We start from the raw sequence: 22,597 nt of genomic DNA, 5'->3' as shown, positions 1-22,597 counted from the left end.
GCGATGAGCAGCCTCTTTGATGACAGCTTCCTGGCGAATCTCGGGCCTCCGGAGGAGGAGCCCCCGCCGCCCGAGGATTCCGCACACCCGGGTCACGCCGGCGGTTCGGACGGTTCAGGTGGCGAGGAGGTGCCGCACCACCTCTTCACGGGCGCATTCGACGCGCCGGTGCCCAGCGGGACCAGAGACGCGCATTACCGGAACGGCGCGGCCCGCCCCGCCGTCGACCCCGCTGCGCTGCTGGAGGGGCTGAATGAGCAGCAGCGGGCCGCCGTGGAGCACACCGGCTCGCCGCTGCTGATCGTCGCGGGGGCCGGGTCCGGCAAGACCCGGGTGCTCACCCACCGCATCGCGTATCTGCTCGGCACCCGCCATGTGCACCCCGGCCAGATCCTCGCCATCACCTTCACCAACAAGGCGGCGGGCGAGATGAAGGAGCGGGTCGAGGAGCTGGTCGGCCCGCGGGCGAACGCGATGTGGGTGATGACGTTCCACAGCGCGTGCGTGCGCATCCTGCGCCGCGAGTCGAAGAAGCTGGGCTTCACCTCATCGTTCTCGATCTACGACGCGGCCGACTCGAAGCGGCTGATGGCGCTGGTGTGCCGGGATCTCGATCTCGACCCGAAGAAGTTCCCGCCGAAGTCGTTCAGCGCCAAGATCTCCAACCTGAAGAACGAGCTGATCGACGAGGAGACCTTCGCCGGTCAGGCGGCGGACGGCTTCGAGAAGACGCTCGCCGAGGCGTACGCGATGTACCAGTCGCGGCTGCGCGAGGCCAACGCCCTCGACTTCGACGACATCATCATGACCACGGTCAACCTGCTCCAGGCGTTCCCGGACGTCGCGGAGCACTACCGCCGCCGCTTCCGGCACGTCCTGGTCGACGAGTACCAGGACACCAACCACGCTCAGTACACGCTGGTGCGCGAACTGGTGGGCACGGACACGGACGAGGTGGCGGCCGGTGAGCTGTGCGTCGTGGGCGACGCCGACCAGTCGATCTACGCGTTCCGGGGCGCCACGATCCGTAACATCCTCCAGTTCGAGGAGGACTACCCGGACGCGCGGACGATCCTGCTGGAGCAGAACTACCGCTCCACGCAGACGATCCTGAGCGCGGCCAACGCCGTCATCGAGCGGAACGAGAACCGCCGCCCGAAGAACCTGTGGACCGAGGCGGGCACCGGCGCCACCATCACCGGCTACGTCGCCGACACCGAGCACGACGAGGCCCAGTTCGTCGCCGACGAGATCGACCGGCTGACGGACGCGGGGGACGCCCGGGCCGGGGACGTCGCGGTGTTCTACCGCACCAACGCCCAGTCCCGTGTCTTCGAAGAGATCTTCATCCGGGTCGGGCTGCCGTACAAGGTCGTCGGCGGGGTCCGCTTCTACGAGCGCAAGGAGGTCCGCGACGTCCTCGCGTACCTGCGCGTGCTGGCCAACCCCGAGGACGCCGTCCCGCTGCGCCGCATCATGAACGTGCCCAAGCGCGGCATCGGCGACCGCGCCGAAGCGATGATCGACGCGCTCGCGTCGCGCGAGAAGATCACCTTCCCGCAGGCGCTGCGCCGCGTCGACGAGGCGTACGGCATGGCGGCCCGCTCGGCGAACGCGGTCAAGCGGTTCAACGCGCTCATGGAGGAGTTGCGGACCATCGTGGAGTCGGGCGCGGGCCCGGCGACCGTCCTGGAAGCCGTGCTGGAGCGCACCGGCTATCTGGCCGAGCTCCAGGCGTCCACCGATCCGCAGGACGAGACCCGCATCGAAAACCTCCAGGAGCTGGCCTCCGTGGCCCTGGAGTTCGAGCAGGACCGGGGCGAGGAGAACCCCGGCACGCTCGCGGAGTTCCTGGAGCAGGTCGCGCTCGTCGCCGACTCCGACCAGATCCCCGACGAGGACGAGGAGGGCACCGGCGTCATCACGCTGATGACGCTGCACACGGCCAAGGGGCTGGAGTTCCCGGTCGTGTTCCTCAGCGGCATGGAGGACGGGGTCTTCCCGCACATGCGCGCGCTCGGCCAGACGAAGGAGCTGGAGGAGGAGCGGCGGCTGGCGTACGTCGGGATCACGCGCGCCCGCGAGCGGCTGTATCTGTCCCGGTCGACGATGCGCAGCGCCTGGGGCACGCCCGCGTACAACCCGCCGTCCCGCTTCCTGGAGGAGATCCCCGACCAGTACGTGCAGTGGCGGCGCACCGGACCCGCGACCCCGTCGGCGTCGATGGGCGCCATGACGTCGGGCGCCGGGGCGGGGCTGTCCTCGTCGCGTTCGCGTGGCGGGTCCTCCGCGTCCGGTGCGTCCGGTTTCGCGACGCGGCGGGCCAAGGACCGCCCGGTGGTCTCCCTGACCATCGGGGACCGGGTGACGCACGACTCGTTCGGGCTCGGCACCGTGGTGGCGGTGAAGGGCACCGGGGACAACGCGGAGGCGACGATCGACTTCGGCGGCGAGAAGCCGAAGCGGCTGCTGCTGCGGTACGCGCCGGTCGAAAAGCTCTGACGCGGAGGTCGGTGAGGGGCCGGTAGGGGCCGGTCAGTTGGGGTTGAGGCCGTGGCTTTGCAGCCACGGCAGCGGGTCCACCGCGTCCCCGCCGCCCGGGTGCACCTCGAAGTGCAGGTGCGGGCCGGTGGAGTTGCCGGAGTTGCCCGAGTAAGCGATGGTGTCGCCCGCCTTGACCGACCCGGAACGGATCTTGGCGCTGCTGAGGTGGCAGTACCAGGTCTCCGTACCATCGGGAGCGGTCAATATGACCATGTTGCCGAAGGCGTCGTTCCACTGCGTTCGCACGGTGCCGTCGGTCGCCGCCATGACGGGCGTGCCCTCGCTGACCGGGAAGTCGATCCCGCTGTGCAGCGACATCCAGTTGAGGCCCGCCTGGCCGAAGGTGGCGCTCAGCCCGTGCTGCTTCACCGGCAGCATGAACTTCGGGCGCATCGCCTCCTTGCGCGCGGCCTCCGCGGCCTTGCGCTTCTTCTCGGCTTCCTGGCGCTCCTTGAGGTCGATCCGCTCCTGGGTGCGGCTGGCGCGCTCCCGGAAGTCGTTGACGCCGTCGTCGACCCCGGCGAGCCGGGTGTCCATCTCGCTGTTGGCGACGGACGCCTTGACGGGCTGGGCGTCGGGGGCCGCCTGCGTGGTCGTGTCGTCCTTCGTGTCGTCGGCCATGTTGCCGCTCACGGAGGCGGCGGCCACGGCGGTGACGCCGAGCGCGCAGACGGAGGGGACGGCGACGGTGAGGAGTGCGGAGCGCTTGGGGCGGGAAGGCGCGGTGCGGCGGCGGGCGCGGCCACCGGAGCGGGAGGCGGTGGCGGCGCCGGCGGTTGTGGACGGCGGCGTGATGTCGGCGACGGGCTCGGGATCCGGGTCGGGGTGGGGTTCCGGCTCGGCCACGGCTTCGAAGACGGCGGTCTGCGCGGCGTGCTCTGCCTGCTCGCCCTGCTCGAAGGGCGCCGTCCCGTCGTCGTACAGTGCTTCGTCGTACAGCGGCTCGTTGTACTGCGGCTCGTTGTACTGCGACTCGTCGACGGTGGCGTAGGCCGAGGTATCCCAGAACTGGGTCTGCCCGGTGTCGACGCCGGAGGTGTCGTACGCGGCGTTCTGGCTGATGACCTCGTACTGCCCCGAGACGTCGTATGCGCCCGTGTCGTACGCGCCGGTGTCGAACTGCCCGGTGGTGTCGTACTGCCCCGTGTCGAAGTGGCCTGTGTCGAAGTGGCCCGTATCGACCTGGCCCGTATCGACCTGTCCGGTATCGAACTGCCCCGTATCGAACTGTCCCGTGCCGGCGTCGTACTGCCCGTAGGTGTCGTACCCGCCCGTCTCCCACTGCTGCTGAGGGGAGTGGGTGTCCCAGGCGCCGGTGTCGTCCCAGCCACCGGCGTCCCAGTGGCCGCCGGTGTCATCCTGCCGTTGAGTGGGTACGTCGGTGGGAAGCTGATAGCCGGAGGCGGCCCACATCGCGGTGGTGTCGTAGGCGCCGGTCTCGTACGCGGAACCGTCGCCCCACTGGGCGGCGTCGTACTGACCGCTGTGCCCGCCGTGCGGGTCGCCCTGGCCGTCCCCGTAACTGCCAGGGAAGGAGCCGAAGAGAGGATCGGCCTCACCGTACGCCGCCCCGAGGTTGTCGAAGTTGCCGGTGGAGTAGCCGTCGTACCCGGCGTAACCGTGCGCTGTGCCCTGCTGCTGGCCGTAGGCCTCGTCATAGGAATACGAGGCGTCGGGAGCGGGGACGGTCGGGGTTGCCCCCGACGGGTGACGGTCGTTCACCACCAACCAACTTCTCTTTCGCCTCGGCTGCAGGAGAATTAGCGGCGACTGTACCCGGCGGTACGCGGGAGCGACAATCTTCAGCAAGTTTTGGGCAGCGCGGGAAAGGGCATTTGGACCTCTTTCGGTTGACTGTGCGCCCACTCTTGGCCCGGCGTTCGATGGCTGTTCGGCAATTTTCGGCCGTATCAGGCGACCGAGAACGCGCCCGAAGTGTCCGCCCGCGCGGCATTGGAGGCGTCCAGTGCCTCCCGGATCCCGGCGGCGACGGCCGAGTGAACCGGTAGAGCGAGATGTCCCACACCGCTGACCCGGATGTTGCGAAAGATCAGATCTGGATGGTCTATGCGGGCGACTTCCGCGGGGATCATCAACTGATCCACATCACTCCAGAAAGAAACGAAACGCGTACGGCATTCGGGGGCAGGCTGCCTCAACTCCGTTATCACCTCGGAGTCCGGGCACATCTGACGCACGAGCGGATGTGCGGACAACAAGGGCGCGACGCGGGTGCCGGAGTGCGGAGTGCCCAGCGTGACCAGGGAGTGCACCCGCACATCGCCGCCCAGCCGCTGGACGTAGTAGCGCGCGATCAGCCCGCCGAGGCTGTGGCCCACGATGTCCACCTGGCTGTGGCCGGTACGGGCGCAGGCGTCCTCGACATGGCGGGCCAGCAGCGCGGCGGCGGTGCGGAGGTCGCAGGTCAGGGGGGAGTAGTTGAGGGCCTCGACATGCTGTCGGCCGTGGCGCAGGAGGGAGCGGCGCAGCAGCACGAAGACGGAGCGGTTGTCGATGAAGCCGTGGAGGAGCAGTACGGGGCGTTGCCCCTGGAGGTCGGGTGGGGGAGTGGCGGGCGGGCGCTCCTGCCGGAGGCCGGTGGGGTAGAGGAGGAGGTGCCCGGCGAGAATCACCAGGTCGAGCGCCACCGCCCGGATCCGACTGCCTTGATTGCTTTGCCTGTCCTGACTGCGTACGAGGCCCACGGCGACCGCCCCCTTGTGCCCTTGCGCTGTGGGCAGCCGTGGCTGTGGCGGACCGCGCCGCCGCACCGCGGCGCCATGCCCATGCCATGCCGCCGTCCATGCGGCTGCCGGGCGGCGCGGCGCGGTGCGACGGTCCCCGCTGCGGCTCCCCTTGGTGGTCGACCCGAGGTCGAACGTGTCCCGCGTGTGATTTCCCCCTCGCCGCGCATCGCGAAACTGCCGGGTAGGGGATGCTTGCGAGAAGCTGGACATAACGTTCGTTCACGCGGATGCGCGCGCTAGGGCTTGGAGGCTGCGATGGGTGTGACCGGTCCGATCCGTGTGGTGGTGGCCAAGCCGGGCCTCGACGGTCATGATCGCGGCGCGAAGGTCATCGCCCGGGCGCTGCGCGACGCGGGCATGGAGGTCATCTACACCGGCCTCCACCAGACCCCCGAGCAGATCGTCGACACCGCGATCCAGGAGGACGCCGACGCGATCGGCCTCTCCATCCTCTCCGGCGCCCATATGACGCTCTTCGCCAAGGTGCTGGAGCTGCTGCGGGAGCGCGAGGCGGAGGACATCAAGGTCTTCGGCGGCGGCATCATCCCCGAGGCGGACATCCCCCCGCTGAAGGAACAGGGCGTAGCGGAGATCTTCACCCCCGGCGCGACGACGACGTCGATCGTCGACTGGGTCCGCCAGAACGTCCGCCCAGTAGCCGCCTGACCCGCCCCTGGTCAGGGTCCGGGGCGGAGCCCCGGTTTCGGGAAGGGGCGGAGTGGGGGAATCAGGTGCCGGTCAGCTCGGCGCGCATCGCCGCCCGCAGCCTCAGCGTCCCCACCAACCGCTGGAACGCCTCCGACCAGTACCCACCGGCGCCCGGCGCCGCGCCCTCCGGCTCGTCCGGGAGGGCGGTCAGGACCTCCAGGCGGTCCGCCTGGGCCGGGTCGAGGCAGCGCTCGGCCAAGCCCATGATCCCGCTGAAACTCCAGGGGTAGCTGCCCGCGTCCCGCGCGATGTCCAGCGCGTCCACGACCGCCCCGCCCAGCGGCTCGGCCCACGGCACCGCGCACACCCCCAGCAGCCGGAACGCGTCGGACAGCCCGTGGGAGGCGATGAAGTCGGCGACCCACTGCGCCCGTTCCGCCGGGGGCAGGGCGGACAGCAGCTTCGCCGGGTCCCGCCAGACCGCCGGGGCGGACTCGCCCGCGCCGACGGGGGGCGCTCCCGGCGTGCCGAGGAGCGCGCGCGACCACGGCGCGCTCCGTTGCCGCACGGCCGCCCGGCACCAGGCGGCGTGCAGGTCGCCCTTCCAGCCGTCGGCGACCGGCAGGGCCACGATCCGGTCCGCGTCCAGCCCCCCGAACCACTCGGACCAGCAGCCCAGCGGCGTGGCCTCCACCAGCTGGCTCAGCCACCAGGACCGTTCCCCCCGACCGGACGGCGGCTTGGGCACGACGCCGTCGCGCTGCATCGCGCTGTCGCACCGCGCCGGTGCGTCGACGGTGATCTGCGCGCCGTCCGGGGACAGGGAGACGCAGGCCGCGGACCGCTCCGCCATCCGCGCGGCGAACGCGGAGCCGGGGAGCGCGGCCAGCAGCTCGGCGGCGGTCGCCCGCACGTTCCGGCTGCGGTCGGACAGCGCCTGCTCCAGGAAGGGTTCGTCGGAGGGCACGAGGTCGTCGCGGAGCGAGTCCAGGAACATCAGCCGGTCTTCCGACCGCTCCGCGGACCAGGTGCCGCCGAGCAGGGCCAGCCCGGCCGCCGGGTCGCGGTGGCGGGTCCTGGCCAGCAGCGACACCCGCTCGGCGAACAGCCCCTCCTCCCACTGCCGCCGCACGTCGGCGTCGTCGGCGTCGTCGTCGGCTCCGCCGCCCGACGCGGACGCGGGCGCCGTGCCCCGCCCGGGCGGCCCGCCCCGCAGGGCGAACTTCCAGTCCGGGTTGAGCCGGGCGAGCCACAGCGCCCGGGGCCCGCCGAGGATGAGCGCATCGGGCCGCAGGTCGGTACGGGCCCGGGCCGCGTCGAGCAGGGCCGGGAGCAGCGCGTCGGGCGCGCGGTAGCCGTGCTGGTTGGCGAGGGCGAGCCACTGGGGCAGCAGCTCGGCCAGGTCGGGGGCGGAACGCGGCCCGCTGCGCCCGGGGGCCGAGCGGTCCGCCAGCAGCATCGCCAACCGGCTGCGGGCCGCGGGCGGAAGCGGCGGGCGCGGGTCCTCGGGCGCCGGGGCCGGGCCCGGCCGGGCGGGGGCGGGGCGCAGCCCGGCCCGCCGCCGTACGGTGCTGAGCGCCGCGGCGTCCAGCAGGGCGGACGGCGTGTCCTGCCCGGGGCGCACGGCGACGGGCGGGGTGCGGCGCTCGGTGCCGAGCAGGGCGGCGCCGACGAGCTCGTCCCACGACACCTGCGCGGATGCGGCTGCGGTGCTGGTCCTGGTCAACGCGTGCCTCCGTACGAGGTCGGGCCGGTACCGATGCCGAGCGGGACGGGTTCCGGATCCCAGGTGGTGAGGGGCGTGATGCCGCGGTGCCCGCACTCGCCGAAGACGGTGACGGGGCGGCCGCCCGCTATCGCCGCGAGCTGCCACAGGTTCGTACGGCCGAGGCACCTCGGATCGATGGGGAGCGCGGTCCCGGCCGCCTCGTCCGCCAGCTGCCATCCGTCGTCGCCGGGGACGGGCGTGACGCCGGAGAGCACGACGGGCCAGCCCTCCAGCCAGGGGTCGTCGCTCAGCGCCTCGCCGTAGGCGGTGAGCGCCGCGTCGATGCCGCCGCCGTCGGGCACCCCGGCGGGCGCCGGGACGTCCGAGGCCGCCGCCTCGTCCGCGTCGTCCGATGCCGCCGCCGGGGTCCATCCGGGCGGCAGCGGCGGCGCGGCGGGCGAGTAGCGGGTGCCCAGCGCGGCCCGGAGCGGACGCGCGCCCGGGTAGTAGGTGAGGTCCGCGTCGAGCACCAGACCGAGGGGCAGCGACTGCTCCGGGGCCCGGCCCGCCGCGCCGAAGGACAGCAGCATCGCCATCCGGCCCGTGCCACGGCCGCGCAGCCAGATCCGCCGGGTGGTGAGCTTGCCGTCGCTGCTGTCCTCGCGGCCCAGGACGAGCCACTGGTCCCGGACCGGCTGCCCGTGCGCGAGCAGCTCGGCCACCGGCACCGTGACGCCGACCCGGGAGCGCGTGGTGGCGGCCAGCTCCTCCGGCAGGCTGTCGAGGTGGAGGAAGCCCTGGTTGAGGAGGTGCGCCAAGGCGCATTCCTCCAGCAGCCGGGCGGGCCAGCCGGGGCCGGAGGAGGGGATCGCGCCCAGCTCCCGCACCCGCGCCTCCAGGCCGGGGGCCTGGGCGTCGACCATGCGGGCGGCCGTCTCGTCCCACGCCCCGTATCCGGCGCGGTCGGCCGTGGCCAGGCCGTCCCGCAGCAGGTCCGACAGCCGCTGCTCCAGCTCCGTGGCGCCCGCCGCGATGCGCTGCGCGCGCCGCTCGGCGCGGCGGCGGGCGGCGGCCGGGTCGGCTGCGCCGCCGCCCCCCGCGGCTTCCGAGCCCGCGCCCCCGCTCGCGGCCGCCGCCGCGCTCCGCGCGCGCTCGCGCCGCTCGCCGAGCCACTGCTCGGCCCACTCGGGCGGCTCCCCGCCCCCCGGCACCCCCGCCCCGCCTGACCCCCACAGGAGCAGCAGCCCGAGCGCGTGCTTGCACGGGAACTTCCGGCTCGGGCAACTGCACCGATACGCGGGGCCGTGCAGGTCGATCACCGTCCGGTACGGCTCGCTGCCGCTGCCCGCGCACAGCCCCCAGACCGCTTGGCCCCGCGCGCCCGTGCCGGACCACGAGGCGGCCCCCGCGAGCTCGCCGCCCGCCTTGTGCGACGCGGCGTCAGGAGCCAGGGCCAGCACCTGTTCCGCCGTCCAGCGTTCCCCCTGCGGATTCATGTCTGCGACGGTACGCCCACCCACTGACAACCGCCCTGACCTGCGAGGCCGTTGACGTTGGCAGGTTGCCGGGCCGGTTGTCAGTGGGGTGGTGCACAGTGAATTGCGCGTCTGGGAGCGGAACGAGCAACGAGTCGTGGGGGAGCTGTGACCGTCACTGTGTCCGGAACCAATTCACCTGAAATCACCGAGGGCGGCGGGCCGTGCGCGGCCGTCGAGGTCCTCCGGCCACACGCCGAGGACGCCTTCGCCGACGAGCTGAGCGCCCTGGCCGCCGCCGACGACCGCCCACGCCCGGCCCGCTGGCGGCTCTCGCCGTGGGCCGTCGCCACCTATCTGCTCGGCGGGACGCTGCCGGACGGCACCGTGATCACGCCCAAGTACGTGGGCCCGCGCCGGATCGTCGAGGTCGCCGTCACCACGCTCGCCACCGACCGCGCCCTGCTGCTGCTCGGCGTCCCCGGTACCGCCAAGACCTGGGTCTCGGAGCATCTGGCGGCGGCGGTCAGCGGGGATTCGACGCTGCTGGTCCAGGGCACGGCCGGGACGCCCGAGGAAGCCATCCGCTACGGCTGGGACTACGCCCGGCTCCTCGCCCAGGGCCCGAGCCGTGACGCGCTCGTCCCGAGCCCCGTGATGCGGGCGATGGCGGACGGCATGACCGCGCGCGTGGAGGAGCTCACGCGCATCCCGGCCGATGTGCAGGACACCCTGATCACCGTCCTGTCCGAGAAGACCCTGCCGATCCCCGAGCTGGGGGAGGAGGTCCAGGCGGTCCGCGGCTTCAACCTCATCGCCACCGCCAACGACCGCGACCGCGGCGTCAACGAGCTGTCCAGCGCGCTGCGCCGCCGCTTCAACACGGTGGTGCTGCCGCTGCCCGCGACCCCGGAGGACGAGGTCGACATCGTCGCCCGCCGCGTCGCCCAGATCGGCCGCTCGCTGGACCTCCCCGAGGCCCCGGAGGGCGTGGACGAGATCCGCCGCGTCGTCACGGTCTTCCGCGAGCTGCGCGAAGGCGTGACCGGCGACGGCCGTACGAAGCTCAAGTCGCCCTCCGGCACCCTGTCGACGGCGGAGGCCATTTCCGTGGTGACGAACGGGCTGGCGCTCGCCGCCCACTTCGGCGACGGCGTGCTGAGGGCCGATGACGTGGCCGCGGGCATCCTGGGCGCGGTCGTCCGCGACCCGGCCGCCGACCGCGTCATCTGGCAGGAGTACCTGGAGGCGGTCGTCCGCGAGCGCGACGGCTGGAAGGACTTCTACCGCGCGTGCCGAGAGGTGAGCGCGTGAGGACAGCGGAGCCGATGCCGGTGGGCGGGCCCGCGGAAGCGCCCGGGGCCGCTGGGGTCCTCGTGCCCGGGTGGCCGGTGTTGTTGGGGGTGCGGCATCACGGGCCCGGGTCGGCGCGGGCCGTGCGGGCGGCGCTCGACGAGTGCGAGCCCGGCGTCGTGCTCATCGAGGGACCGCCGGAGGCGGACGCGCTGGTGCACCTCGCCGCCGACGAGGACATGCGCCCGCCCGTCGCGCTGCTCGCGCACGTGGCGAACGACCCGGGGCGCGCCGGGTTCTGGCCGCTGGCCGGGTTCTCGCCGGAGTGGGCGGCCATCCAGTGGGCGCTGGCCCGCGAGGTGCCCGTCCGGTTCATCGACCTCCCCGCCGCGAACTCCCTGGCCATGACCGCGAAGGGCGACGCGGACGCCCCGGAGCCCGGGGAGCCGGGGGATGCCGAGCGGGCGCGCGTCGATCCGCTCGGCGTCCTCGCCGAGGCGGCCGGGTACGAGGACCCGGAGCGCTGGTGGGAGGACGTCGTCGAGCACCGCAGCGTCGGCGGGACCGCGGCGTTCGCCGCCGTCGGCGAGGCCATGGGGGAGCTGCGGGCCGCGTACGGGCACGGCGGGCACGAGGACGACGCCGTCCGGGAGGCCCATATGCGGCTGCGGATGCACGCGGCGCGGCGGGAGTTCGGGGAGCGGGTCGCGGTCGTGTGCGGGGCCTGGCACGTACCGGCGCTGGCCGCCCGTTCCACGGTGACCGCCGACCGGAAGCTGCTCAAGGGGCTGCCGAAGGTCAAGGCCGAGATCAGCTGGGTGCCCTGGACGCACCGGCGGCTGGCCCGGCACAGCGGTTACGGGGCGGGGATCGCCTCGCCCGGCTGGTACAGCCATCTCTTCCACGCGCCGGACCGGCCCCTGGAGCGCTGGCTGACCAAGGTCGCCGGGCTGCTCCGGGACGAGGACTTCGTGGTGTCGTCCGCGCACGTCATCGAGGCCGTGCGGCTCGCCGAAACCCTCGCCGCCCTGCGCGGCCGCCCGCTCGCCGGGCTCGCCGAGACGACGGATGCCGTGCGGGCCGTCATGTGCGAGGGCTCGGACGTGCCGATCGCGCTGGTGCGGGACCGGCTCGTGGTCGGGGACGTGCTGGGCGAGGTCCCCGCGTCGGCGCCCGCCGTACCGCTCCAACAGGATCTGCGGCGCGCCCAGCGCTCGCTGCGGCTGGCGCCCGAGGCCGCGGAGCGGGAGCTGGAGCTGGACCTGCGCAAGGACATGGACGCGGCGCGCAGCCGCCTGCTGCACCGGCTGCGGCTGCTGGGGGTCGGCTGGGGCACCCCGGCGGCCTCGCGCGGCAGCACCGGCACGTTCCGCGAGACGTGGCGGCTGCGCTGGGAGCCGGAGCTGGCGGTGCGGGTCGCGGAGGCGGGGGTGTGGGGCACCACCGTGGTGTCGGCGGCCACCGTCAAGGCGGAGTCCGAGGCGCTGGGCGCCACGGCCCTCGCCGAGGTCACCGAGCTGGCCGAGCGCTGTCTGCTGGCCGCGCTCCCCGACGCCCTCCCCGTGGTGATGCGCGCGCTCGCCGACCGCGCCGCGCTCACTGCCGACGTGGGTCACCTCGCGCAGGCGCTGCCCGCCCTGGTGCGCTCGGTGCGGTACGGGGACGTGCGCGGCACCGACACCGCGGCGCTCGGCGAGGTCGCCGCGGGCCTGGCCGAGCGGATCCTGGTCGGGCTGCCGCCCGCCTGCGTGGGGCTCGACGCGGACGGCGCCGCCGACATGCTCCGCCACCTGGAGGCGGTGCACCGGGCGATCGGCCTCCTGCCGGAGCCCAAGCCGTCCGCGCCACCCGGGCCCTCCGCGCCGTCCGGGCCGTCCGGGCCGTCCGGGCCGTCCGGGCCGTCCGGGCCGTCCGGGCCGTCCGCGCCGTCCGCGCCACCCGGGCCCTCCGCGCCGTCGGCCGACGACTCGCTGCGGGCGCGTTGGGCGGCCGTGCTGCGCGCCATCGCCGGGCGGGACGGCACCCCCGCCACACCGGGGCTGCTCCGCGGCCGGGCCGCGCGCCTGCTGCTGGACGACGGGAGGCTCGCCGAGGACGAGGCGGCCCGGCTGATGCGGCTCGCGCTCTCGCCCGGCACCGCACCACCCGAGGCGGCCTCCTGGATCGAGGGGTTCATCGGCGGCGACGCGGGCGGCGGCATGCTGCTCGTCCACGACGAACGGCTGCTCGGCCTCGTCGACGGCTGGCTCACCTCCGTACCCGCCGAGGCGTTCACGGACGTCCTGCCGCTGCTGCGGCGCACCTTCTCCGCCTACGACACCGGCGTCCGCCGCACCCTGGGCGAGCTGGCCCGCCGCGGTCCCGGGCCCGCGGCCGGTGAGCCGGGCGCCGGGGGCGGCGAGGGCGCGGCCCCCGCGGCGCCCGCCGCACCCGGCTTCGGCCCCGGGCTCGACGCGGACCGTGCGGCCGCCGTCGTACCGACCGTGCGGCTGCTGCTCGGCCTGGACCCTGCCCCTGACCACGACGACACCGCGGAGGCGGCCCGATGACGGACACCAGCACGGAAACCGGTGCGGACGCGGGTGACGAACGGCTGCGGCGCTGGCGGCTGGTGCTCGGCGGCGAGGGCGGCGACGGCACCGGCCACTCCCTCAGCGGCACCGACGCCGCCATGGACCAGACTCTCGAAGCGCTCTACGGATCCGGGGGCGGGGACGGCCCCGGGGGCGCGGGCGTCGCCGCCGGAAGCGGCGGCGGCCCGGCGGGCGGCGGTGCCTCGCGGTCGGCAGGGCTCGGCGGCTCCGTGCCTCAAGTGGCGCGCTGGCTCGGTGACATCCGTACGTACTTCCCCACCTCCGTCGTCCAGGTCATGCAGCGCGATGCCATCGACCGGCTCGGCCTGTCGGCGCTGTTGCTGGAGCCCGAGATGCTGGAGGCCGTGGAGGCGGACGTGCATCTGGTGGGCACCCTGCTCTCGCTCAACAAGGCGATGCCGGAGACGACCAGGACCACGGCGCGTGCCGTCGTCCGCAAGGTCGTCGAGGAGCTGGAGAAGCGGCTCGCGACCCGCACCCGCGCGACCCTCACCGGCGCGCTCGACCGCTCCGCCCGGGTCAGCCGCCCCCGCCACCGGGACATCGACTGGAACCGCACCATCCGTGCCAACCTCAAGAACTACGTCCTCGAGCACCGCACGGTGGTCCCCGAGCGGCTGGTCGGTTACGGGCGGGCGGCGCGCGGGGTGAAGAAGGACGTCATCCTGTGCATCGACCAGTCGGGGTCGATGGCCGCGTCCGTGGTGTACGCCTCCGTCTTCGGCGCCGTCCTCGCCTCGATGCGGGCGATCGCCACCCGGCTCGTGGTCTTCGACACCGCCGTGGTGGACCTGACCGACGAGCTGGACGATCCGGTGGACGTCCTGTTCGGCACCCGGCTCGGCGGCGGCACCGACATCAACCGCGCGCTGGCGTACTGCCAGTCGCAGATCACCCGGCCCGCGGACACCGTCGTCGTGCTGATCAGCGACCTCTACGAGGGCGGCATACGCGACGAGATGCTGGGGCGGGTCGCCGCGATGAAGGCGTCCGGGGTGCAGTTCGTGGCGCTGCTGGCGCTGTCGGACGAGGGGGCGCCGAGCTACGACCGGGAGCACGCGGCGGCGCTCGCCGCGCTCGGCGCACCTGCCTTCGCCTGCACTCCCGATCTCTTCCCGGAGGTGATGGCGGCGGCCATCGAGCGGCGCCAACTGCCGATACCGGACATGGCGATGCATCAGTGAGCATCCCTGGCCAGGGGCTTGCGCGGCCCCCTGTGGGTCGTGCAAGGATCACTCTCGTCGCCAGGACGTGAATGTACCCGTCCGGTTTGGCGCTTCACCTGCTGTCCGTACCAGGGAAGGCCCCTTTTGTCTGTCGCGTTCGCTGTGCCTGCCACTGTGCGCTTGCCGCGCACCGTGGCCGCGCGGCGCGCGCTGCTGGCGGCGCTGTTCCTCGGGGGCTTCCTGGCACTCGCGTTCCTCTTCGGCGGCAGTGCCCAGGCGGCCGAGCGGGGCGAGCTGACGAGCGGATCGGTGACGGGCCACCAGGCCCAGGCATCGGACCTGGTCGACTCCACGCGAGCCGCCGCGAAGTCGGCCGCGAAGGCCATTCCGGCCAAGGCGGCACCGGCCAAGGCAACACCGGCCAGGTCGGCACCGGCCAAGGCGGCACCGGCCAAGGCGGCAGTCAAGAAGGCCCCGGCCAAGGCGGTCGAGACCGCCGACACCGTGGCGCGCCAGACGGCACACACCGCCACCGACACGGTCCGCAAGACCGTGGAGCCGGTGCGCGAGCCGGTCGAGCGGCAGGCCCGAGAGGTCACCGATCCGGTCGATGACCTGGTCAGGGACGCCACGGGCGCCCACCTCCCGGTGCGGCTGTCCGAGGTCGGCGACGCCGGTGTCGGCGCCCTGGGCGACGTCCCCGGTGCGCACGACGCCGCCTCGGGCCACGGCCCGGCGGCGGACGACGCCGACGCGAACCACGCCCTGCCGCACTCGGCGCGGCCCGCCGCGGCCCCGCTGGGGCCGGACGCGGCGGACTCGGACGCCGCCGCACCCCGTACCGCCGACTCCCCCGATCACGGTCATGGCACCGTCGTCCGGGTTGCCGACGGCACGGACCAGGGCGATGGCTCCCCGGCGCCGCTGCCCCTCCCGCGGTCCCCCCTCGGGACCGTCACCCAGTGCACCGGCGACAGCGGCGCTCCCCGTGGCGGGAACACCCACGCCGCTCTGCCGCCGTCCGGCGCCGCGCACTTCGGGCTCGCGCCCGGCGCGGTCCGTGCGGACAGCTCCGCGCCGACGCGCGAGCGGTACAACGAAGTCCTCGAATTCCCCGGCTAGGGCAGACCTCCCCCGTCTGTAAGACCTGCCGCGCGGGGGCGGGTCAGGTCTGCCCGTTCCACTAACCCCCTTGAATTCGAAGGACTTCCTCCACCATGCGCAACAACATTCGCCGTTCCATCCTCGTCGCCGCCACCGCCACCGGGATCTGGGCCCTCGGCTCCGCCGCCGCCAGTGCCACCGAGGCCCCGAGCATCCCCTCCACCGACAGCGTCTCCAGCACGGTGGACGGCGTCACCGACAAGGTCACCGACACGACCGACAAGGTCACGGACACCACCGGCAAGGTGACCGACACGGTTGACGGTGCGACCGGTGACGCGGCCGACACGTCCAAGCTGAACGACACGGCGAAGAAGACCGTGGACGGCGTGACCGGCACCGCCGAGGACACCGTCGACGGCGCCGCCAAGGGCCAGCTGCCGGACGTTTCCAAGACCACCCGCGACGTGACCGGTGGTGCGCTCGACGGTGTGAACGGTGACGCCGCCAAGCCGGGCAAGGTCGTCAAGAAGGCGCACCACGCCGTGAAGTCCGTCCAGAAGGCCGCCGACGTCGACCTGCCCACCGGCGAGGTCCCCGGCGTCGTTCCGCACCTGCCGGGCCTGGGCTCGCTGCCCGTCAACGGCTCCTCGCTGCCGAACGCCGCCCCGGTGCCGTCCGTCAAGGGCGCCCCGGCCGAGCTGCCCGCCCAGCTCCCGGCCACCCCGAAGCTGCCCGCCGCCCCCGGCGCCGCCGACAACCTGCTCGCCTCGCTCTCCGGCGCGGGCGTCCGTCCGGAGGAGCTGACGGGCAAGGCCAAGGGCACCGTGGGCATCGCCAAGCCGGTCGTGAACCGCATCGCCGACGACGTGCTGCCGCCCGTCGCGCACCGCATCGTGGTCAAGGTCGTCCCGGTCGCGCAGGGCACCGTGAACGACGCCGGTGTGCTGGCCGGTGACGCCGCGAACAAGACCGTTCCGTACGTCGCCTACGTGGCGGGCAGCGCGCAGGGCTACACCCTGGGCACCGCCAGCAACGTGCTTCCGTTCGCGCAGGACACCGTCGTCAACGCCGTGCCGTTCGTGCAGGGCACCGTGGCCAACGCCGTGCCGGTCGCCCAGAACACCGTCAACAACACGGTTCCGTTCGCCGCCGACCTGGCCACCAACACCGTTCCGTTCGCGCTGGACCTGACCGGCTCCGTGGCCACGAACGTGGAGGGCACCGCGGTGAACACCGTGGGCCGTGTGCAGAGCCTGCTCCCGGTGGCCCCGGTCGACCTGACCGACGCCGCCAACATCCCGGCGCTCCCGGCCCTGCCCGCGGTCCCGGCCCAGCTGCCGACGGTTCCGGCGGACCTGCCGCAGGTNCCGGCCCAGCTGCCNACCGACCTGCCGAACGTCCCGGCCGACCTNCCGCAGGTCCCCGCCCAGCTGCCGACCGACCTGCCGCAGGTNCCGGCCCAGCTGCCCACCGACCTGCCGAACGTCCCGGCCGACCTGCCGCAGGTCCCCGCCCAGCTGCCGACGGTTCCGGCGGACCTGCCGCAGGTNCCGGCCCAGCTGCCCACCGACCTGCCGACGGTTCCGGCCACCCTCCCGGCCGTCTGATGGCCGAGGCCGTATGACCGCCGCGTACGGCGGCCGCGCCGACGCCGCCGTACGCAGCAGCAACACCGCGCACTAGCCGAGAGCGGGCAGTCCTCGTTGGGGAGGGGACTGCCCGCTTTCGGTTGCGAGATAGGTGCGTACGGTCGCGATCTGTGACCGTAATCACCGCTCCAGTGTGATCTGCGATTTAGGGCGGCACGTCTCGTGGTTATAGCCTGCGAGACGGACATGCCGCGTACCCGGCGCACGTGTGCCGCCCTCGTTATAGATCGCGTCCTCACGCTGGCCATCGCGCGGCACGCCCGCGCAGATAACGACCGCGATATCCATGGAAAAGGGACGGACGCGCGTGGACCTGTTCGAGTACCAGGCGAGGGACCTCTTCGCCAAGCACGGTGTACCGGTGCTGGCCGGTGAAGTCATCAACACGCCTGAGGCGGCGCGCGAGGTGGCCGAGCGACTGGGCGGCCGTGCGGTCGTCAAGGCGCAGGTCAAGGTCGGTGGCCGCGGCAAGGCGGGCGGCGTGAAGCTGGCCTCCGACCCGGCCGACGCCGTGGAGAAGGCCAACCAGATCCTGGGCATGGACATCAAGGGCCACACGGTCCACAAGGTGATGCTGGCCCAGACCGCGGACATCAAGGAGGAGTACTACGTCTCCTTCCTGCTGGACCGCACCAACCGCACCTTCCTCGCCATGGCCTCCGTCGAGGGTGGCGTGGAGATCGAGGTCGTCGCGGAGCAGAACCCCGACGCGCTCGCCAAGATCCCGGTGGACGCCATCGAGGGTGTGACCCCCGAGAAGGCCGCCGAGATCGTCGCCGCGGCGAAGTTCCCGGCCGAGATCGCCGACCAGGTGGCGGACGTCCTCCAGCAGCTGTGGACCGTCTTCATCAAGGAAGACGCCCTGCTCGTCGAGGTCAACCCGCTGGTCAAGACCGGCGACGGCAAGATCATCGCGCTCGACGGCAAGGTGACGCTGGACGCCAACGCCGAGTTCCGCCAGCCGGAGCACGCGGCGCTCGAGGACAAGGCCGCGGCCAACCCCCTCGAGGCGGCCGCCAAGGCCAAGGGCCTCAACTACGTCAAGCTCGACGGCGAGGTCGGCATCATCGGCAACGGCGCGGGTCTGGTCATGTCGACCCTCGACGTCGTCGCGTACGCCGGTGAGAACCACGGCAACGTGAAGCCCGCCAACTTCCTCGACATCGGTGGCGGCGCCTCCGCCGAGGTGATGGCCAACGGTCTCGAGATCATCCTCGGCGACCCGGACGTCAAGTCCGTCTTCGTCAACGTCTTCGGCGGGATCACCGCCTGCGACGCCGTCGCCAACGGCATCGTGCAGGCCCTGGAGCTGCTGAAGTCCAAGGGCGAGGACGTCAGCAAGCCGCTCGTCGTGCGTCTCGACGGCAACAACGCGGAGCTGGGTCGCAAGATCCTCACCGACGCCAACCACCCGCTCGTATCGCAGGTGGACACCATGGACGGCGCGGCCGAGCGTGCCGCCGAGCTGGCTGCGAAGTAAGGGACGAGGTCACCAGAAACCATGGCTATCTTCCTCACCAAGGAAAGCAAGGTCATCGTCCAGGGGATGACCGGGTCCGAGGGTCAGAAGCACACCCGTCGGATGCTCGCCTCGGGCACCAACATCGTCGGTGGCGTGAACCCGCGCAAGGCCGGCACCACCGTTGACTTCGACGGCAACGAGGTTCCGGTCTTCGGCTCCGTCAAGGAGGCCATCGAGGCCACCGGCGCCGACGTCACGGTCATCTTCGTCCCGGAGAAGTTCACCAAGGACGCGGTCATCGAGGCGATCGACGCCGAGATCCCGCTCGCCGTGGTGATCACCGAGGGCATCGCCGTTCACGACTCGGCCAACTTCTGGGCCTACGCCGGTCAGAAGGGCAACAAGACCCGCATCATCGGCCCGAACTGCCCGGGTCTGATCACGCCGGGTCAGTCGAACGCGGGCATCATCCCGGCCGACATCACCAAGCCCGGCCGGATCGGTCTGGTGTCGAAGTCCGGCACCCTGACCTACCAGATGATGTACGAGCTGCGTGACATCGGCTTCTCGTCCTGCGTCGGCATCGGCGGTGACCCGGTCATCGGCACCACCCACATCGACGCGCTGGCCGCCTTCGAGGCCGACCCCGACACCGACCTGATCGTGATGATCGGCGAGATCGGCGGCGACGCCGAGGAGCGGGCCGCGGACTTCATCAAGGCCAACGTCACCAAGCCGGTCGTCGGCTACGTGGCGGGCTTCACCGCGCCCGAGGGCAAGACCATGGGCCACGCCGGTGCGATCGTGTCGGGTTCCTCCGGCACCGCCCAGGCGAAGAAGGAGGCCCTGGAGGCCGCGGGCGTGAAGGTCGGCAAGACCCCGACCGAGACCGCGGGCCTGGCGCGCGCCGCGCTCGCCGGCTGACGCCCCAGCGCCTCGCCGTCACAGGCGGACGCGGGCCCGTACCCCCGGATGGGTGGTACGGGCCCGCGCCTTTTGCGTTCCCGGAGCCGTTTCCGCGGCCGCACGGCACCGCTCCACAAAAGGTACATAAGCCCATTACGTGCGACACGCGACCAATCGCTTGATGTACGGATGAAACGACTGTTATTGGCAGCATGGGCCCGTGACCCAAACAACCGATCGCAGTCCATCGGTGTCCTCACGCGGCAGTGCCGCGCTCCAGCGCTCCTCCGTCGCCAGGGAAGCGTTCCTCGGCGGCGTGGTGGCCGCGGGGCTCGGGCTGGGCACGCTCGCCGTCGTCGTCCTGCTGCTGTGGATCACCTCCTCGTCCCCCGACAGCAGCCCTGACGGGGCGCTGCACGTCGCCGCCGACCTGTGGCTCCTCGGGCACGGCGCCGATCTCGTACGGACCGAGACGCTGACCGGGCATCCGGCGCCCGTCGGGCTGACCCCGCTGCTCATCAGCGCGGTGCCCTGCTGGCTGCTCTACCGCGCCGCCCAGCACGCGGTCTACCAGGGCCAGGCGGAGGAGGCCGAGGGGCAGTGGGTGCCCGAGGACTCCGTCGTCGACCCCCGCATCGCCTTCGGCTGGGTGAGCGGCGGCTATCTGCTCGTCGGCATGGCGGCCGTGCTGTACGCCACGGCCGGGCCGCTGCACGTCGACCCGCTCAGCGCCGTGATCCATCTGCCGCTCGTCGCCGTGGCCGTCGCGGCCCTCGGTGTGTGGGTGGCCGACGGCCGGTTCCCGGTGCGGCTGCCCGCGCGGGCGAAGGCCGCGCTGGGCCGGATCCCCGGCGCCGCGCGGGTGGCGGCGGGCGTCGTCACCTGCGCGTCATGGCTGCGCGGCAGCTGGTGCCGACGGCGCCGGCTGCTCGCCGCGTGCCGCGCCGGAGCCGGTGGGCTCCTGGTGCTGCTCGGCAGCGGCGCCCTGCTCACCGGGGTCTCGATGCTCAGCCACACCGGATCCGTACAGCTGGCGTTCCTCCAGCTCAGCAACGTATGGCAGGGCCGCTTCGCGGTGCTGCTGGTGAGCCTGGCGCTGCTGCCGAACGCCATCGTGTGGGGCGCGGCGTACGGCATCGGCGCCGGTTTCGCGGCCGGGGGCGGCAGCCTGGTCGCCCCGCTCGGCGTCACGTCGTACCCCCAGCTGCCGCACTTCCCCCTGGTCGCGGCGCTGCCCGCGGAGGGCCCGCACTGGCCGCTGAACTGGCTGGCCGGGTCCCTGGCGGGCGCGTCGGTGGCCTGGCTGACGGCGGTCGCGGCGGCCCGGCGGCCCGGCACGGGCGTGCCCCGCCCGGCCTGGGGCTGGGGCGAGACCGCGGTGCTGGCGGCGCTCGCAGCGATCGGCTGCTCGGTCGCGATGGCGCTGCTGGCCGCCGTGTCGGGCGGGCCGCTGGGCGTGGGGATCCTCGCCGACCTCGGCCCCGACGGCTGGCGCACCGGCGTGGCCACGCTCGCCTGGACCGGGCCGATCGCGGTGCCCGGCGCGCTGGTGGTGCGCTGGGTGCGGCTGTACGTCCCCAGCCGGGCGACCTGGGCGGAGTGGAAGGCGGCCCGCGCGGCGAAGGCCCGGGCGCGGGCGGAGGCGCGGGCGAAGGAGCGGGCGGCCCACGAGGAGGCGCTGGCCCGGGTGGCGCTGGAGCCGAGGCCGGAACCGGTGGAGGAGCCGATCGACCTGCGGAAGGCGATGGCCGAGCCCTGGTGGCAGTGGCTGAAGCCGAGCCCGCGGAAGCGCGGCAAGCGGCACGGCGGCAAGCGGAAGCGCGCGCCGGAGCGCGCCCTGGACCCGGCGACGAGCCCGGACCTCGGGTCCGGGGTCGGCACCGGCATGGGCGCGGGCACCATGGCCGACTTCATGGGCGGCATGGTGGGCGCGACCGGCCCGATGGGTGTGGTGGACCCGCTGGCCCCGCCCCCGCACCGCAAGCCCGACGCCCCGGAGGAGACCCGGTAGACCGCGTGAACGACCCCGCAGCCGCCCCCCGTGTGGGGCGGCTGCGGCGCGCGTGGGGGCTATTCGCCGGGGCTGAGGAGGGGCCGCAGCTCCTTGGGGAGCTGGTTCTCGCAGGCGTGCCGGGAGGTCTGGGTGAGGGCGTCGTCCACGCAGCTGTAGTAGTCCTTGTAGACGATCTGGAAGCTGAACGTCGCCGCCACGATGGCGAGCGCGAGCCCGCCCGTCACCAGACCGCTGATCGCCGCCGTCGACTGCGGCTTCGACGAGCCGGAGCCGGGCGCGGGCAGCCGGGCCGGAGTGGCGCCGGGCGGCGGGGGCGGGGCGTTGAGCGGTGCGTTCCCGGTGCCGCTCACCGCGGCGGACGTGGCCGTGGCGGTACGGCGCGGCTTGGCCCGCAGCGCGCTGATGCCCCAGTACAGGGCGAGCGCGCCGAGCAGCAGCGCGATCTGCGCCAGGCTGAACAGGGCGAAGAAGAACGCCCACATGCCCGCCAGCAGGGCGTACCGCGCGCGCCGCTGGGCCGGGTCGGTGGGGTCCCAGCCGCGCGGGCCGCCCGGGCCGCCGCCCTGGCCGCCGGGCCCGGACGGGCGGGTGCCGCCGGGGCCGGTGCCGAAGCCGCCGCTCTGGCGGCCGGGCTGGCGGCTGCTCCACTGGCTGCCCCAGGCCGGGGGCTGCTGCGGCTGATCGTCCCGGCCGTCGCCCTGCGCGTCCTGGCCGCCCTGTCCGGCACCCTGCCCGCCGCCGTTACCGCCGTCGTGCGAGCCGTCGTGTGAGCCGCCGTCCCCGCTGCCGCCGCCGTCCTCGGGCCGGTGCCGGGGCTGCCACGGCTGGTCGGGCCTGCCCTCGGGCGGCGGGGCGAACGGATTGTCCTCGTGCCGGTCCTCGCCGTGGTGATCCCCGGACGAGGCGGACGGAGGGGAGGAGGGCGAGGGGGACGAGGAGGACGACGGTGACTGCTGCTCGCGCAGCAGCGGCGTCGTACGCGACGTGCGGGCGCGCCTCATCGCCGCCCCCCGGTGCGGGTGGGGGTCGGAGTGAGGCGATGAGCCGCGCGGCGGCGTCGGTCCGGCATCTGGAATGTGTCTTCCCCTTGTGTCGTCGTCCTGCACACCCGGTCCGGGTACGGCTCCTGCCGCACGGTTCGGCGGGGCGGGCGCGACGGTCGTTCCCACGGCATCAGTTGGATTCCCAGTCCAGACGCTACCTCCCGTGCCCGCCCCCGTCCCCCGGGGGCCGCTTCGTGTGCCGGTATCGTTGCTGACGGTCGGCGGCTTCGTAGAGTTCCCC

At 73.4% G+C, this 22,597-nt stretch carries 14 protein-coding genes; 9 read left to right on the top strand and 5 right to left on the bottom strand.

Annotated features, from left to right (window positions below; genetic code table 11):
• Positions 1-3 precede the first annotated feature (3 nt).
• Positions 4-2,502, top strand: a complete 2,499-nt coding sequence (gene pcrA / locus LCH29_RS26240; RefSeq protein WP_446464177.1) for a DNA helicase PcrA — start codon at positions 4-6, stop codon at positions 2,500-2,502.
• Between the two features lie 33 nt (positions 2,503-2,535).
• On the opposite strand, the gene LCH29_RS26235 is transcribed toward pcrA, so the two are convergent.
• Together LCH29_RS26235 and LCH29_RS26230 are read right to left on the bottom strand one after the other, a co-directional pair.
• The gene (locus LCH29_RS26235) at positions 2,536-4,266 is read right to left on the bottom strand and encodes a M23 family metallopeptidase (RefSeq protein ID WP_446464176.1); all 1,731 of its coding nucleotides are present in this window, start codon (positions 4,264-4,266) and stop codon (positions 2,536-2,538) included.
• A gap of 188 nt (positions 4,267-4,454) precedes the next feature.
• A complete protein-coding gene (locus LCH29_RS26230; protein ID WP_446464175.1) occupies positions 4,455-5,249 on the bottom strand; it encodes a lipase family alpha/beta hydrolase in 795 nt (264 codons plus the stop codon).
• Positions 5,250-5,546: 297 nt separating this feature from the next.
• Here LCH29_RS26230 and LCH29_RS26225 point away from each other — a divergent pair, with 297 nt between their 5' ends.
• Complete coding sequence (locus tag LCH29_RS26225; RefSeq protein ID WP_063734934.1) at positions 5,547-5,957, top strand: cobalamin B12-binding domain-containing protein; 411 nt, start codon at positions 5,547-5,549, stop codon at positions 5,955-5,957.
• Positions 5,958-6,018: 61 nt separating this feature from the next.
• On the opposite strand, the gene LCH29_RS26220 is transcribed toward LCH29_RS26225, so the two are convergent.
• A complete protein-coding gene (locus LCH29_RS26220) occupies positions 6,019-7,665 on the bottom strand; it encodes a DUF5691 domain-containing protein (RefSeq protein WP_446464174.1) in 1,647 nt (548 codons plus the stop codon).
• Complete coding sequence (locus LCH29_RS26215; RefSeq protein ID WP_446464173.1) at positions 7,662-9,143, bottom strand: SWIM zinc finger family protein; 1,482 nt, start codon at positions 9,141-9,143, stop codon at positions 7,662-7,664. Before LCH29_RS26215 ends, LCH29_RS26220 begins: the two co-directional genes overlap by 4 nt.
• A 159-nt stretch (positions 9,144-9,302) precedes the next feature.
• Here LCH29_RS26215 and LCH29_RS26210 point away from each other — a divergent pair, with 159 nt between their 5' ends.
• The 7 genes from LCH29_RS26210 to LCH29_RS26180 all read left to right on the top strand — a co-directional run bounded on the left by LCH29_RS26210 (position 9,303) and on the right by LCH29_RS26180 (position 21,310).
• Entirely contained in the window at positions 9,303-10,436 is a 1,134-nt protein-coding gene (locus LCH29_RS26210) for an ATP-binding protein (protein ID WP_446464253.1), read from the top strand.
• Positions 10,437-10,450: 14 nt separating this feature from the next.
• Positions 10,451-12,964: a DUF5682 family protein gene (locus LCH29_RS26205; protein WP_446464252.1), complete on the top strand. Its 2,514-nt coding sequence runs from the start codon at positions 10,451-10,453 to the stop codon at positions 12,962-12,964.
• A complete protein-coding gene (locus LCH29_RS26200) occupies positions 12,961-14,193 on the top strand; it encodes a VWA domain-containing protein (protein ID WP_446464172.1) in 1,233 nt (410 codons plus the stop codon). Before LCH29_RS26205 ends, LCH29_RS26200 begins: the two co-directional genes overlap by 4 nt.
• Before the next feature lie 162 nt (positions 14,194-14,355).
• Complete coding sequence (locus LCH29_RS26195; RefSeq protein ID WP_446464171.1) at positions 14,356-15,297, top strand: hypothetical protein; 942 nt, start codon at positions 14,356-14,358, stop codon at positions 15,295-15,297.
• Between the two features lie 1,941 nt (positions 15,298-17,238).
• The gene (gene sucC / locus LCH29_RS26190; RefSeq protein WP_446464170.1) at positions 17,239-18,411 is read left to right on the top strand and encodes an ADP-forming succinate--CoA ligase subunit beta; all 1,173 of its coding nucleotides are present in this window, start codon (positions 17,239-17,241) and stop codon (positions 18,409-18,411) included.
• A gap of 21 nt (positions 18,412-18,432) precedes the next feature.
• Positions 18,433-19,317 (top strand): succinate--CoA ligase subunit alpha, encoded by an 885-nt coding sequence (sucD, locus tag LCH29_RS26185; protein ID WP_123100670.1) that lies wholly within the window; start codon positions 18,433-18,435, stop codon positions 19,315-19,317.
• Between the two features lie 202 nt (positions 19,318-19,519).
• Positions 19,520-21,310, top strand: coding sequence for a cell division protein PerM (locus LCH29_RS26180; protein ID WP_446464169.1), 1,791 nt, complete (start codon positions 19,520-19,522; stop codon positions 21,308-21,310).
• Positions 21,311-21,369: 59 nt separating this feature from the next.
• Here the strand turns inward: LCH29_RS26180 and LCH29_RS26175 are convergent, their stop codons facing one another.
• The gene (locus tag LCH29_RS26175; protein ID WP_446464168.1) at positions 21,370-22,314 is read right to left on the bottom strand and encodes a hypothetical protein; all 945 of its coding nucleotides are present in this window, start codon (positions 22,312-22,314) and stop codon (positions 21,370-21,372) included.
• Between the last annotated feature and the right edge of the window lie 283 nt (positions 22,315-22,597).

It is taken from the genome of Streptomyces sp. BRA346 (genome assembly GCF_052851135.1).
This window is presented reverse-complemented; position numbering and strand designations above follow the sequence as displayed.

What these genes read in the sequence shown, in the direction of transcription:
- LCH29_RS26225 (WP_063734934.1), top strand. Translation starts at nt 5,547, where the DNA reads ATGGGTGTGACCGGTCCGATCCGTGTGGTGGTGGCCAAGCCGGGCCTC.
- sucD (WP_123100670.1), top strand. Translation starts at nt 18,433, where the DNA reads ATGGCTATCTTCCTCACCAAGGAAAGCAAGGTCATCGTCCAGGGGATG.
- LCH29_RS26175 (WP_446464168.1), bottom strand. Translation starts at nt 22,314, where the DNA reads ATGAGGCGCGCCCGCACGTCGCGTACGACGCCGCTGCTGCGCGAGCAG.
- pcrA (WP_446464177.1), top strand. Translation starts at nt 4, where the DNA reads ATGAGCAGCCTCTTTGATGACAGCTTCCTGGCGAATCTCGGGCCTCCG.
- LCH29_RS26215 (WP_446464173.1), bottom strand. Translation starts at nt 9,143, where the DNA reads ATGAATCCGCAGGGGGAACGCTGGACGGCGGAACAGGTGCTGGCCCTG.
- LCH29_RS26200 (WP_446464172.1), top strand. Translation starts at nt 12,961, where the DNA reads ATGACGGACACCAGCACGGAAACCGGTGCGGACGCGGGTGACGAACGG.
- LCH29_RS26205 (WP_446464252.1), top strand. Translation starts at nt 10,451, where the DNA reads ATGCCGGTGGGCGGGCCCGCGGAAGCGCCCGGGGCCGCTGGGGTCCTC.